This window comes from Aliidiomarina halalkaliphila, assembly GCF_007096385.1.
GTDB lineage: Bacteria > Pseudomonadota > Gammaproteobacteria > Enterobacterales > Alteromonadaceae > Aliidiomarina > Aliidiomarina halalkaliphila.
On sequence record NZ_VJWL01000001.1, the window covers coordinates 888,094 to 901,703 of the forward strand.

12 protein-coding genes are annotated in these 13,610 nt (G+C 50.1%); 7 read left to right on the top strand and 5 right to left on the bottom strand.

The annotated features are described in order from the left end of the window. Positions 1 to 86 precede the first annotated feature (86 nt). From pabB to FM042_RS04085, 3 genes are all read left to right on the top strand, one after another. Entirely contained in the window at positions 87 to 1,457 is a 1,371-nt protein-coding gene (gene pabB / locus FM042_RS04075) for an aminodeoxychorismate synthase component I (protein ID WP_143234589.1), read from the top strand. Then, positions 1,447 to 2,052 carry an NUDIX hydrolase gene (locus FM042_RS04080; protein WP_185960694.1) on the top strand — a complete coding sequence of 202 codons (606 nt, stop codon included), beginning with the start codon at positions 1,447 to 1,449 and terminating at the stop codon, positions 2,050 to 2,052. Before pabB ends, FM042_RS04080 begins: the two co-directional genes overlap by 11 nt. Positions 2,053 to 2,117: 65 nt before the next feature. Beyond that, on the top strand, positions 2,118 to 3,491 hold the full coding sequence (locus FM042_RS04085) for an L-serine ammonia-lyase (protein ID WP_143234594.1): 1,374 nt from the start codon (positions 2,118 to 2,120) through the stop codon (positions 3,489 to 3,491). A 61-nt stretch (positions 3,492 to 3,552) separates the two neighbouring features. On the opposite strand, the gene cysB is transcribed toward FM042_RS04085, so the two are convergent. Next, positions 3,553 to 4,527, bottom strand: a complete 975-nt coding sequence (gene cysB, locus FM042_RS04090; protein WP_143234596.1) for an HTH-type transcriptional regulator CysB — start codon at positions 4,525 to 4,527, stop codon at positions 3,553 to 3,555. A gap of 189 nt (positions 4,528 to 4,716) precedes the next feature. Here cysB and yciH point away from each other — a divergent pair, with 189 nt between their 5' ends. Beyond that, a complete protein-coding gene (yciH, locus tag FM042_RS04095; protein WP_143234598.1) occupies positions 4,717 to 5,049 on the top strand; it encodes a stress response translation initiation inhibitor YciH in 333 nt (110 codons plus the stop codon). 18 nt (positions 5,050 to 5,067) lie between these two features. Here yciH and FM042_RS04100 read toward each other — a convergent pair whose 3' ends face one another. The 4 genes from FM042_RS04100 to FM042_RS04115 form a co-directional block, all read right to left on the bottom strand. Then, positions 5,068 to 6,684: an ATP-binding SpoIIE family protein phosphatase gene (locus FM042_RS04100; protein ID WP_143234600.1), complete on the bottom strand. Its 1,617-nt coding sequence runs from the start codon at positions 6,682 to 6,684 to the stop codon at positions 5,068 to 5,070. Between the two features lie 46 nt (positions 6,685 to 6,730). After that, complete coding sequence (locus FM042_RS04105; RefSeq protein WP_143234602.1) at positions 6,731 to 7,036, bottom strand: STAS domain-containing protein; 306 nt, start codon at positions 7,034 to 7,036, stop codon at positions 6,731 to 6,733. Between the two features lie 217 nt (positions 7,037 to 7,253). Then, a complete protein-coding gene (locus FM042_RS04110; RefSeq protein ID WP_143234604.1) occupies positions 7,254 to 8,546 on the bottom strand; it encodes an amidohydrolase family protein in 1,293 nt (430 codons plus the stop codon). Then, positions 8,546 to 11,665, bottom strand: a complete 3,120-nt coding sequence (locus FM042_RS04115; RefSeq protein WP_143234606.1) for an amidohydrolase family protein — start codon at positions 11,663 to 11,665, stop codon at positions 8,546 to 8,548. The genes FM042_RS04110 and FM042_RS04115 overlap by 1 nt, the downstream gene beginning before the upstream one ends. Positions 11,666 to 11,906: 241 nt before the next feature. Here FM042_RS04115 and FM042_RS04120 point away from each other — a divergent pair, with 241 nt between their 5' ends. The 3 genes from FM042_RS04120 (at position 11,907) to FM042_RS04130 (ending at position 13,513) form a co-directional block, all read left to right on the top strand. Next, on the top strand, positions 11,907 to 12,389 hold the full coding sequence (locus FM042_RS04120) for a c-type cytochrome (RefSeq protein ID WP_143234607.1): 483 nt from the start codon (positions 11,907 to 11,909) through the stop codon (positions 12,387 to 12,389). 25 nt (positions 12,390 to 12,414) lie between these two features. Next, positions 12,415 to 13,047: a cytochrome b/b6 domain-containing protein gene (locus tag FM042_RS04125; RefSeq protein ID WP_143234609.1), complete on the top strand. Its 633-nt coding sequence runs from the start codon at positions 12,415 to 12,417 to the stop codon at positions 13,045 to 13,047. A gap of 100 nt (positions 13,048 to 13,147) precedes the next feature. After that, on the top strand, positions 13,148 to 13,513 hold the full coding sequence (locus tag FM042_RS04130) for a response regulator (protein WP_143234611.1): 366 nt from the start codon (positions 13,148 to 13,150) through the stop codon (positions 13,511 to 13,513). The last annotated feature ends 97 nt before the right edge of the window (positions 13,514 to 13,610 follow it).

Sequence of the window (13,610 nt, forward strand, 5' to 3'; positions counted from 1 at the left end):
TTCGGGCCAATCAATCGTATACTGAAAAAGTGCCCGTTATGATACTCTCTTCTCTATGGTGTCGCCAGTGAACCCAGATAGGAATCATGCCAGAACCTGTTGTTTTTTATGAACTGCCTTATGCCCAATACCACGATGCGCAACGCCTGTTTGCGCCCTTTTGCGATGAGCCTTGGGCATTGTTTCTCGATTCAGCGGGGGCAGAACACCCCAACAGCCGCTTTGATATCTTATTGCGCCAACCTATTCGTACCTTTTGCTATCGCCACCAGGAAACAACGGCAAAAGACCCCTTTGCCGCGTTAGATGCGTGGTTAGGCACCCCCGCCCCAGTAGCCCCAGACTATGAACACCTACCGTTCCAAGGCGGGTTAGCGGGTTTATTTGGTTACGATGCGGGTCACGCCATTGAAACCTTGCCAGATACACATACGGCAGATATCCCGCTCGCCGATATTGCGGTGGGTTACTATGTACACGCCCTGGTGATTGATCACCAGCGTCAGCAAGTGACAGCAATCCAACCTCCGGGATTTAGCCAATCCCCTGCGGAATTTTGGCGTGGGGATAACCCACAGGTTCAGCCATTTCGACTCACATCGCCTTGGCAAAGCAATATGAATCGAGATCTGTACACAGGAAAAATTCAACAAATTCACGAGTATTTGCGGGCCGGTGATTGTTACCAGATCAATTTAGCCCAGCGTTTTCAAGCGCAGTTCAAGGGACATCCGTGGCAAGCCTATGTTGCCCTACGAGAAACGAATCAAGCGCCATTCTCCGCCTATTTCAACCTCCCCGAAGGACAGATTCTGAGTGTCAGTCCAGAGCGATTTTTGCAAACCCATGCGGATGGGCAGGTGGAGACCCGGCCAATCAAGGGCACTCGGCCACGTCATGCCGATCCAGCGGTAGATGCCGAACACATCGCCCAGTTGCGTGCATCGGAAAAGGACCAAGCGGAAAATTTAATGATTGTCGACTTGCTACGCAACGACCTCAGCCGCGTCTGTTTGCCTGGCAGCGTCTATGTGCCCGAGCTATTCGCCATCGAGTCGTTTCACGCGGTGCACCATTCTGTAAGCACAGTGCGGGGGCGCTTACACCCAGACTGCTCAGCGTTAGCGTTAATTCGTGCTGCCTTCCCAGGTGGATCGATTACCGGCGCTCCAAAAATACGAGCCATGGAAATTATCGACGAACTCGAGCCCCATAAGCGGTCCATTTATTGCGGCAGTATTGGCTACTTTAGTCAGCATGGTCACAGCGATACCAGCATTACTATCCGCACCCTCTGCTGTGTCGATGGTCACATCTATTGTTGGGCCGGAGGTGGTATTGTGATTGACTCTGATGCGGATAGCGAATATCAAGAAACCTTCGATAAAGTTGCTCGGATCTTACCGGTGTTAGAGCAAATCAATTGCGGTACCGATGAGGCTGGCAATGACGCGTAATGAATTTTTACGTCGGTTCTATTTGCAGCCTGCCCCTAAAGTGTCATGGCAAGGCCCATTATGGGACGATATTCAATTACGACAATCGGCGGTACTTGTAGCCTTACAAGAGCGGGAACATGGGCTTGATCTCATTCTTACCCGACGCCCTGCTCATATGCGCTTTCATGCCCACCAAATTTGTTTTGCCGGTGGTCGTCAAGATCCAGATGATGTCTGTTTACAAGCGACCGCCCTGCGAGAAGCCGAAGAAGAACTCGGCCTGCAAGAACATCACGTTGAATTGATTGCGCCCTTACCGCCGCAACCCGTATTAACTCGGTTTATGATTCACCCCTATTTGGCTTTTATTGACCCCAAGGTGCAGTTGGTTCCCGATCCTAACGAAGTGCAAGAGGTTGTACGGGCACCTTTACACCGAGTGTTAGACCACAGTTCTCATTACACCCAACAAGTAGAGCGTTTGCTGTACCATGAGTTAGTCTTTATTCCGATGGATGGTCAGGTGATTTGGGGCGCAACAGCTGCTATTATTCGTCGCCTTGCCGATCATATCTATCCCCAGCGACGCTCGCTGTACCGACCAGTCCGCTAAGGCTTGCGAATAAAGCAAAGAGTCACCAAACTACACGCATATAATTGAACGGAGTATTCAGTATTATGATCAGCGTATTCGACATGTACAAAGTTGGCATTGGCCCTTCTAGTTCCCACACCGTGGGTCCTATGCGCGCTGCCCGAGAGTTTATGTTACATGTTGAGCGAGAGTTCGGACTCGATGGCATCACTGGCATAAAAGTTGAGCTATTTGGTTCCTTGGGCCAGACTGGCAAAGGCCATGGCACTGGCAAAGCCGTTATTCTTGGATTAGCCGGCGAAGCGCCCGAAACCGTCGATACCACCAAGGTCGATCAGTTCCTTAGTGACGTCTCGGAAAAGCAGACGTTATCTCTATTGGGCAAGCACTCTATTGAGTTTCCGCGCGAAGGCGCCATTACCTTTCATCGCCGTAAAACCATGCCCAAGCACGCCAATGCAATGGAGCTCAAAGTATTCCAAGGCGAAAAAGTACTCTTTAGCGACCTTTATTATTCGATCGGTGGCGGCTTTATTGTGCGCGATAAAGACTTCGACGACTCCTTGGAAGAAGCTATCGAACAAGATAGTAAGCCGATTCCTTACCCGTTTGATTCTGCCGCCGAGTTATTGGCCCAGTGCAAAGAACACGGTTTGCGGATTAGCTCCTTAATGCTGAAGAACGAAATGGTGTTTCGCTCTGAGCGAGAAATCAAAGATGGCTTACTGCATATCTGGAAAACCATGGATGAGTGTATTGACCGTGGTATTCGCACCGAAGGCATTCTCCCTGGAGGTTTAAAAGTCCGTCGGCGCGCTCCTGATCTATATCAACGATTAAAAACTGAGAAATCAGCAGACCCAATGCAGGCGATGGATTGGATCAGCTTATACGCGCTAGCCGTAAACGAAGAAAACGCGGCAGGTGGGCGCGTTGTCACTGCGCCAACCAATGGCGCCGCCGGTATTGTGCCCGCGGTAATGAAGTATTCTGACAAATTTATTCAGCCCCTTGATGAAGATGCGATTACCCGATTTCTTCTCACATCGGCGGCTATCGGAATTTTGTATAAAAAGAATGCTTCTATTAGCGGTGCCGAAGTGGGATGCCAAGGTGAAGTCGGTGTAGCCTGCTCAATGGCCGCCGGTGCCCTCGCCGAGTTAATGGGCGGGGATGTCAGCAAAGTGGAAAACGCCGCAGAAATTGGCATGGAGCACAACTTGGGCCTGACCTGTGACCCGGTTGGCGGGTTAGTGCAAGTTCCCTGTATTGAGCGCAATGCCATGGGAGCCGTGAAAGCCATTAATGCAGCGCGGCTCGCTTTGCGTGGTAGTGGTGATCACAAGGTCTCGTTGGATAAAGTTATCAAGACCATGTGGGATACCGGCAACGACATGAAAACCAAATACAAAGAAACCGCTCGCGGCGGTTTAGCTGTAAATATTATCGAGTGTTAAAGCGCGCCGAAGGCGCTCCATTTGTCGATGTTACATGCTACCTACACAAAAGAGCTGGCGACTAATAAGTCGGCAGCTCTTTGTCTTTAAACATGGCTTCAATATCATCGTGCTGACGCAATGAGACCGCTTTGTCTACCACATCCCGCGTCAAATGCGGGGCGAACTCTTCAATAAAATCATACATATAACTACGCAAGAAGGTGCCTCGGCGGAAACCAATCTTAGTAGTACTGGGGCGGAACAAATGTGCTGCATCGATCGCAACAAGATCACTGTCTTTGGGCTTCTCGTACGCCATGGTCGCTACAACACCGATACCTAAGCCCATTCGCACGTAGGTTTTAATGACATCCGCATCCGTCGCAGTAAATACAATTTGCGGCTTTAAGCCGGCGTCGTTAAATGCCTGGTCGAGGCGTGAACGGCCGGTAAACCCATAGACATAAGTAACCAACGGGTAACGGGCCACGTCTTGAATGGTGACTTCATCCAATTTAGTAAGAGGATGATTTGGGGGCACCAAAATACTGCGATTCCAGTGATAGCACGGCAGCATGATTAAATCTTGATACAGGTGCAATGCTTCGGTGGCGATTGCGAAATCCGCTTGGCCTTTTGCCGCCGCCTCACTAATTTGCTGGGGCCCGCCTTGATGCATGTGCAATGACACCGCCGGGTACTTTTCAATAAAGCGTCGAATCACTTTCGGCAGCGCATAGCGCGCTTGCGTATGCGTGGTGGCGATATTCAATTTACCTTGATCAGGGCGCGTATGCTCCGCGGCAACTGCTTTAATTCCTTCCACTTTGGAGAGAATTTCTTGCGCAATTTTGATGACATCCTGACCTGCGGGTGTCACATGGGTGAGATGCTTGCCACTACGACCAAAAATTTGAATGCCAAGCTCATCTTCCAGCATGCGTACTTGTTTTGAAATACCCGGTTGAGAGGTATACAAACTTTCTGCCGTTGCCGAAACATTCAGGTTGTTATTGAGTACTTCAACGATATAGCGAAGTTGCTGCAGTTTCATCTGACATGACGTCCGTATTTGAGTCGCGAGACGGGCGTTGTAATCACGCTCGTTATTCTTTTATGGACTAAGATTGTCAGTAAGTATGCATTCTGTCAAACACATTGGGATTTACCCGCCCTGTCAGAACTGGTTTACCAGGCAGGCTTTCGTTACACTTGCGCAGTTCATTGCAAGAGGGAAAAGAGGATGTCGTTGAAAGATCAGCTGTCTAGTTTGGTGTACTCCACTGATGGTGGCCGCGTAAAGGAAACCGCTGAGCCGGAGCAGGCTCCAGCCGGCGATGGTGTTGTGCGGATTAAACGCGAAACCAAAGGCCGTAAAGGCAAAGGCGTCACTACAATTCACGGGATCCCGGGTACTGAAGCTGAGCTCAAGGCACTCGCCAAGGCACTCAAGCAACGTTGCGGCGTCGGCGGAAGCGTAAAAGACTTCGTGATTGAAATTCAAGGTGATCAGCGGGAAGCTTGCAAGGCCTATTTGGAACAACAAGGCATGACCGTTAAGCTCGCTGGAGGATAATACCTATTGTCCGTCAGGTTAGGTACCGAGGGGGAAGTTAAACTCGATACAACGTCCATTTTCGCTCCAGCGTAAATCCCGTGTGAGCTCACGAATGAGATGCAAACCGCGACCAAATGCGTGTTCTTGTGACAGCGGTTGCGTTTCATCATCAAACCGAAAGCCCTTACCGGAATCGCGTACCTTCACCGCGATGAGCGCTTCTTGTGGCTTATAACGCAACTCAATATCAATTTGACCGCGTTGCAACCGCGCTAAGCGCTTACTACGTTCCATATAGTAATTTTCAAATCCCTCGGTCGATTGTTTCGGTGCCGACGACATATTAAGCAATCCATGTTCTAGGGCGTTGTTATAGGCTTCCGATAATGCTGTATACAGACTCGGGCGAAACTTCGCTAACCCTTCTAGCGTGCATACACTACGGATAATTGTAGAGACAGGGTCCAAGGTGCGGGCTTCATTGGGCCCAATGTTTACGCACATTTCAAATGGTAACGGCGAACGCTCATCTCCGGGGTCGGGATGTGCAAACCCCGTCTCGGAACAGTGCAGCATAACCACCGACAAGTCGTCGTGGGCTTCACGCTTCGTTAGTTCCTCTTCGATAAATGCGCGGATCGCCGGCATCTTCCAATCCAGCTGCTTGCAGCACTGAGTAAATCCGTCAACACCTAATGCGTTTTGTTCCGATGTACCTAACTCAATGGTGCCATCGGTATACATCAAAAGCTGACTATTTATCGCTACACGAGTCGATGTGATCCCACTTTCGAACTCGCCATCAGAGAGGATCCCAAGGGGTAAATGCTGCGGCGAGAGATAATCAAGCGTCTCGCCATCCGGGTGAATCACAAGTGCCGGAGGCATTCCCCCACTCCACCAGTTCAGCCGATCACCATTGGCAGACAACTCCACAATCAATGCACAACAAAACATGTCTTCCGGCAGCAGCAAATTCAGCTGGCGATTTATTTCCCGCGCAATCTGACTTACCGGGCGCGCACGCTCTGCCATCGCAAAGAATGTTTGCGACGCAGGAATTGTACCGATAGCCGCGGGCAAACCGTGCCCCGTAAAATCCCCTAGCAACAAATACAAACTCCCCGTACCGCCTTTGGCAGCAAGAAATAGATCGCCGTTATACGTGGATAATGGGAGTAATAGGGTGTCGATATGTGGGTCGTTTTCAAGTGCTCGGCTAAATGCATTAGTGAAGATGTTGCGCACTATTTTTTGTTCTTGGCGCGAGCGCTCGAGCTGCAACCCTAAGTTTTTCTTTTGCTCTTTCGCTGCCTCGATCAATTGATGATGCTCAGCCACGCCCTGTACTCGCAACTTCAAGGCAACGTCTGGCATCGGCAAACACCATACATCAATAACCTCGGTCGGAAGCATCTCCTGATCGAGTTTAGTTGCTTCGGTTAGGAGTACCACAACATGAGGTGGGTTGCTATTCACAGGCTCTGGTGTACTTTCCCGAAACTGAAGGTAGTCTGGAATGCTGGCTTCAGGCAGTAAAATAACCTGTGCACTATCGGGATGGAGAAGCGTGGCAAGTTGTTCGATGTTTTCTACGCGGTGCGGATCAATACCAAAGGCTAACAATTGATCGCGCAATCCCTGTTGTAGCATTGCGTTTTCAATATGTTGTGACGCAAAATAAATGAAGTGCACGCAATTATTCTATAACAAAGAGTTTATCGAAGCGGGAGATATCCAGTACTTTGCGCACTTCAGGCCGACAGTTCACTAAGTGAATGGTTCGGCTTCCTGCTCCCAACGATTTGCGCATATTCAATAACATGCCAAGCGCTGAGCTATCGATATACTCAGTTTCACGAAAATCCACGATGACAGTACCAATCTTTTCGCTCAAGCCTTCATAAGCCTGACGGAAATCGTGCACAACACTAAAATCGAAAGTGCCTTTGACATGGATAATAAAATGTTTGCCGTCGTTGGCATATTCAGTAAACAAGTTCATTACAGCGTCCCTGTTTGAGTTTTCACGAGCGGTTTTTATCATAGCACTGTAAGATCAAAATTTGCGAGGCGCTAGTGCTTTCTTCGCCCAAAATATGCGCACGGTCAATCTTGCTCACTTTAAATATAAAAAGAGCGCCCTGACAGCCAGCGCGCTCTTCGATTTTTCCTGCAATTACAGGGTGATGTGTAGTTGAGAATTCACCCCACATATGGATTTAATCAGCAGATAAGCGTTCCTGATATTTCTCATACAATTGCCGCTGGCGATTGCTCAGATTTACCTCACGCCCATCGATAAACATATAGGAAATACGTTGACCTAAGTGATCTAACACATCCCCTTCAGACACAATCAACGTGGCTTGTTTACCCTGGCTCAAGGAGCCAATACGATCCTCAACACCCAGTATTTTCGCGGGTGCATAAGTAATGGCAGTGATGGCTGCATCGTAATCAAGGCCAAAGGCAACCGCATTACCGGCAGCAAACGCCAGATTACGGGTATCCCAAAAGCCCGGATAGGCAATAGCAAAGTCAACCCCTGCAGCAGCTAATTTAGCAGGGGTGCTAAACGCCGTATCATAGGCATCATCTACCCGTGTTGGTAGTCCGTATGCGGCACCAAATACAACCGGAACCCCAGCTTCAGCGAGCGTTTCTGCTTCCATCCACGCATCACGACCGCCCATGATCACCAGATCAAAGCCGTATTCACGGTTGAACTCCAAGGCCTGTAATATTTGCCGACGGTCATCCGCATGTACGAATAACTTGGCATCACCGGTAAATAGCGCGCGCATCGCTTCCCAACGTTGGTCAACGCGCTTTTGCGCACCGGCCTCACGGGCTTGATGATAGGTTTGCGCCGTTTTAAAGGTGTCTTTCAAGCGTTCAATCTGCTCTTCATTCGCTTTCCGTTGTGCTTCTGGCGAACGACGCTCCCACCATGCGGTATTTAAACCGGCGCGGGGCCAAGTTAAATGCATCCCCAGAGGGCCTTGCTCTAACGCATCTTGCCAGTTCCAGCCATCTAACTGCATCAGACTTGATTGCCCGCGCAGTAATGGCCCCTGGGGCACTACTTGAGCATGAGTAATGCCGTTGTAGCGAACGGTTGGAATGATTTCTGAATCTGCATTGAATGCCTGATGTGCCATAACTTCAGGCGTGATCAATCCCACCTCATTGGTATCCACAGTCGCACGAATTTGTGACATTTCAACCAAACCGAGTGTGGTATCTAACGCAATGAGGCCCGGATACACGTGTTGTCCGCGAATATCGATCACCCGAGCCCCCTCAGGCACCGCAAGTCCCGTTCCCATTTCCGCGATCTTCCCATCAAGCATGAGAATATCGGTATCTTGGAGCGTGCCATGAGTGATGGTATATACCGTCCCCCCTTGCAGCAGAACCGCTTGTTCCGATTCTGCGCCTGGGGTTACGTTATGTGCTTGAGCTAATAGTGAAGCACTACTGAGTGCAACAACGCATGCTAATTTTTTCATTAGTGTGCTCCTCCAAACTCATGCGAATGGTGATGGCCGTGGTGATGATCACCAAACCAGTCGAGCCATACGTCATGATTATCTTCACAGTGCCAAGTCGGCTGCTGCTGACGATAGTTCGAACGGTTACCCCGTTGCCCTTCGCTACCGGCCGCTAAAACTTTCTGAATCAACGCTTGGCGCTCTTGCTCAAGCATCTCTCGCTTTGCCAGATCGTCGGCGCGATCAAAGTATTTACGCCCTTCAATCCAAGTTTGTTGAACCTGTGCATAGGCCGACAACGGATGCGCATTCCAGAACACTAAATCTGCATGTTTACCTGGTGTAATGCTGCCCACGTAGCGGTCGATTTCAAGCTGCTGGGCTGGATACAAGGTGATCATTTTTAATGCCTCGTGCTCATCCATGCCGCAATAACGAACAGACTTCGCCGCTTCAGTGTTCATCCGCCGCTGCAAGTCATTACTATCGGAGTTGATACTGGTGAGTACACCCGCTTCCATCATTAAACACATATTGTGTGGGATGGCATCGAAGGCCTCAATTTTGAACGCCCACCAATCGGCAAAGCTCGACGCCCGCGCTCCGTGCTCTTCCATCTCTTTAGCCACTTTGTAGCCTTCCAAGATATGGGTGAAGGTATGGATGCGGAAACCTAAGCGCTCAACAACATCCATTAACGCCAACACTTCAGACGCTACATAGGAATGCACATGAGTGTGACGCTCGCTGTTGAGAATTTCCACCAATGCTTCCAAACGATAGTCTGTCCGTGGTGGCGCCGTACGACGGCGATCAGCGCGGCTTAAACGCTCATAATCACGCTTCGCTTGCTCATACTCACGCGCTTGTTGGAATGCATCTTGAATCAACGTCGCCACGCCCATGCGGGTTTGTGGATAACGGACCGTGTACAAGTCACCCCAGTTGCTTTGCTTCACGTTTTCACCTAACGCCATTTTGATGGTTGGTGGCGTCTGTGTGAACTTCATGTCTTCCGCGGAGGCACCCCAACGGAGCTTAATGGTTTGCCCTTGGCCACCAATCGGATTGGCTGATCCATGCAATAGATGCGCAACCGTAGTTCCACCGGCAAGAGAACGATAGATATGGATGTCATCTGGATTAACCACATCGCCAATACGCGTTTCCGAGGTAATGGCTTCAGTACCTTCGTTCACACCGCGCGAAATGGCAATATGCGAATGTTCGTCAATGATGCCTGGAGTAATGTGCATATCCGTCGCATCAATTACGGTATAACCCCGAGGCGTTGACAGGTTCTGTCCAACTCGCTGAATCTGTCCCTGACGGACGATAATGTCAGCATTCTCAAGCTTACCTTGGTCATCAGCGGTCCAGACAGTGGCATTGCGAATGTGCAGATTCTGCTGTGCTGGGGCTTCCGTGCGTCCGAATGCAATATTTGGGAACGTCATTTGACCTACAAACTCTGGTGTTGATGCCGCTTCAGCACCATTGCTCTCTGCACCAGTATCAGTATCATCCGCATCCGCTTGTGCCGTGATTGGATGTACTCGGCCCATGGCATCCTGTACCGTCCCGGTTAGCTGCCCCAATGCACTTTGATGCAATGCAAAGCGGAAAACGCCAGGCATGCCCAAGGCAGTTAGGTCTGCGCTGAAACGCACACGTTCATCCGTTTTTGCACTATTAAACAGATTAGTCGACTCGTCACCCAGGGTCAGTTTCCCTTGTAAACGGTCGTTGTCATTCAGTTCTAGCGTAATGTCGGCACCGTCAAAGGTCAGGGTGTAATTGCCGGATAAATTACTTGGATGCATCGGCTTAAACTTGGTTTCTTGGCCTTGCAGCCACACCGACACAATTTCGCCGTCGGCGAACAAATCACCTCGTGCGACCACAAAGTCTGCATTATAGCCTGCAGCAATACGTCCACTTTGCCCTTCCACTCCTGCATACCGCGCAGGAATAGTTGTTAGTGCGGCTAACGCACGATCTGGGCTTAAACCATGAGCGACGGCTTTCCGAATGTTTGGCCAGAAATCGCTGCGCTTATCCATCCCATGCATGGTAAAGGCAAACTCGACACCGGCATCTGCCAACATGGCAGGGTTTGCTGGTGCGCGCTCCCAATGACGCAGATCCGCTACCGATACATCAAGTTCGCCAAACTGCTCTGATAAGTCCGGAGCCGCTGGGAAATCCAGAGGTAAAATCAACCGAGCTCCCGTCGCTTTGATTTCCTCAAGACGTGAGTATTCAAAGCCTGAACCTACTGCAGTAATTGGCACCTCAAACTCAGCAAATACGCGCGCTGCGCGCAGAAGGTCCTGTTCATCGGTACTATGAAAAATAACACCTTGCTCAGAAAGGTTCTGCAAGGCTGCCAGCGCCGCATTAAATTCTACTCGACCCACATCGGTAGTTTTCCCTTCGGCTTCACCATACCAACGCGCATCCGACAACGTTTGGCGGATAAGCGCGATGCTCCCCATCAATGAATTGGGATATTGCTGCGTAGAGCTGCCTTTATCAAATGAAGCAAATTGGCGCGTGCGCGGCTGATAAATGGCAAAGTTAGGTAAGCTATCGGCGAGAGAGACGGTAGTCGCACGCCCTTGAAAAATGCCATCAAGACGGGCGCTTTGCACCGTAGTAAAGCCATGTTCAACGTAGCTTTTGGCTGCATCTTTATCCGCTTTAAAGGTGCTAAACCACTCTTTCTCAGCGTGGATAGCCATATTTGAAGCATTTCCACCTTCGCGCTCGTTGGTGTACTGCGGTGCGGCACTCCGCCCCGTATTTGCACCGCGACCAGGCGCTTCCACACCGTAGTTAGTGTAAGGGTCAATAAACCCTGGATAGAGTGTGTAGCCAGACGCATCAATCACGCGTGCGCCTGCTGGTGCTCGGTTATTGCGCTCAATTGAGCGAATTTTTCCATGCTCAATAACAAGTGTCGCATTCTCAATACGCTGCCCGGGCTCAGTAACAAGCGTGGCGTTCGTCAGTGCAACAAGGCTAGGGTTATGGTGATAGAGGCCTTGCACAGGGGTGGTTTGCCCTGCTGCGCTCGACCAAGCAACCGATAGCGCGAGTACACCACTACTACATAGTGCTCCAATTCGCTTCATGATGTGCATCCTGTGTGTCATCGATGATATTTATAATTTTTTTACCGCTTGCCATTAAACCGTGTCTGACCTTTACATTCAACGCATGCAACGATGAACGGACGACTTATCTCGACCAAGCCCATGGCGGGAGCTAACGAAAATAAAACAAAATATCGCTATAGTACGTATGCTAAGAGTCATGGTTACCTGTTTGTGACCCTGACTTAATTAACAACATAACAATTTTGGAGTTCAAACCATGTCTATCAAAAGCTGGATTGCCGTTGCTACCATTGGAATAACCGCCATAACTGGATGGGCTATTACTGCCAATCACGCACAGGCCAGCGCCTTTACTACAGCAAGCGATGCAGTTGAGTATCGGCAGAAAGCCTTTTCACTGATTCGGGAGAACTTTGCTTACATGTCTGGCATGGTGCGAGGTGAGCGTGATTACGATGCCGAAGCTTTTAAACAACGCGCACAAGCCCTGTACCATCTGAGCCACATTCCTTTTGAAGCGTTCACCGGTGCGGGTGAAAACGTGACCGCTAATAGCGACGCGCTTCCGGTAATCTGGGAAAATTGGTCTGACTTCGAAAGCAAACGCGACACCTTCCAAGCTGCCGTAAAAGAACTTGTAAGTGCTGCTGCCTCTGAAAACATGCGGGAGATTCGTCCGAAGTTTATGGATACCGCCCGTGGCTGTCAGCAGTGCCACCAAGGCTATCGTGCCGACTAACCGTTAAATTCAGGGAGGAAGTGGCATGGTTGTCACCCTTTGGGATGCCTTTATACGCGGCTTTCATTGGCTATTAGTGTTCGTCGTCACCGGTTTGTGGTTAACCGGCGGTAATATTACCTATATCGATATCCATCACAAGCTTGGGCTTATTGCCCTCGCCTTGTTACTGACGCGCATTATTTGGGGATTTGTGGGCAGTGAATCTGCGCGGTTTAGCCGTTTTATTCGCGGCCCGCAGGCGATCATCAGCCATATCCGCAATCCCCTTAAGGGAACCTGGCTAACCCATAACCCTGTGGGTGGCTGGGCTGTCGTGTTGATGATTGTCGCCCTCCTGGCACAAGCCATCACCGGCTTGTTCACCGACGATGCTATATTCTTTCGTGGCCCCCTCGCCCATTTACTCAGTAATGAGTGGGTGCGCACTCTCACCAGCTATCACAAACAAGCCTTCGATTGGATTTTGATCTTATTGGCTATTCATGTTCTCGCCAATGCTCTTTATTCAATTAAAGGGAAACGCCTTATGAGCGCCATGGTGACCGGAAAGATAGAATCTGAAAAGCCGGTAGAACAGCCGAAAATAGTCCACGGTGGTTATGGTTTTGGCCTACTGGCATTTAACTTGATCTGGATTTTCTGGTGGCTTGGCTAAGCCAGTAATTTTTCCCCTTGCCGCGCGCTAGGTTCGGGTCAATTGACTCTGAATCAAGTGCGTGGCAGTCTGCACTTACATTCGTTAATCACGGTTTCTTATGTCTACCATCCTCATTGCCGACGACGATTTCATTAGTTTAGAAGTACTCAAAGCGATGCTAAGCGCTTTCCCCGTACAAGTCATTGCCGTCACCAATGGCAAAGATGCCATTGCCCAAGCGCAAGCGCAAAAGCCAGATCTCCTGATTCTCGACTACGAGATGGGGGAACTTACCGGAGCACAGGTATGTGCAGAACTGCGCACCCAAGACGCATTTAAAACGACGCCCATCATTGCTCTCACGGGCCATCAAAGCCAAACCGAACTCGATCACTGCCGCAACGCCGGCATGGATCAAACCATTCACAAGCCCGTCGCCCCCGACGTTTTAGCCCAACTTCTCACCACCCACAATCTTTTATGATCAGCCCTCGTACCCAACGCACCGCGTTGGCGGGGGCGGTGGGAAAGGCTCGGCGCTGAGAAAGCCCCGTGGGGGACGCCGTATTTACATCCATGTA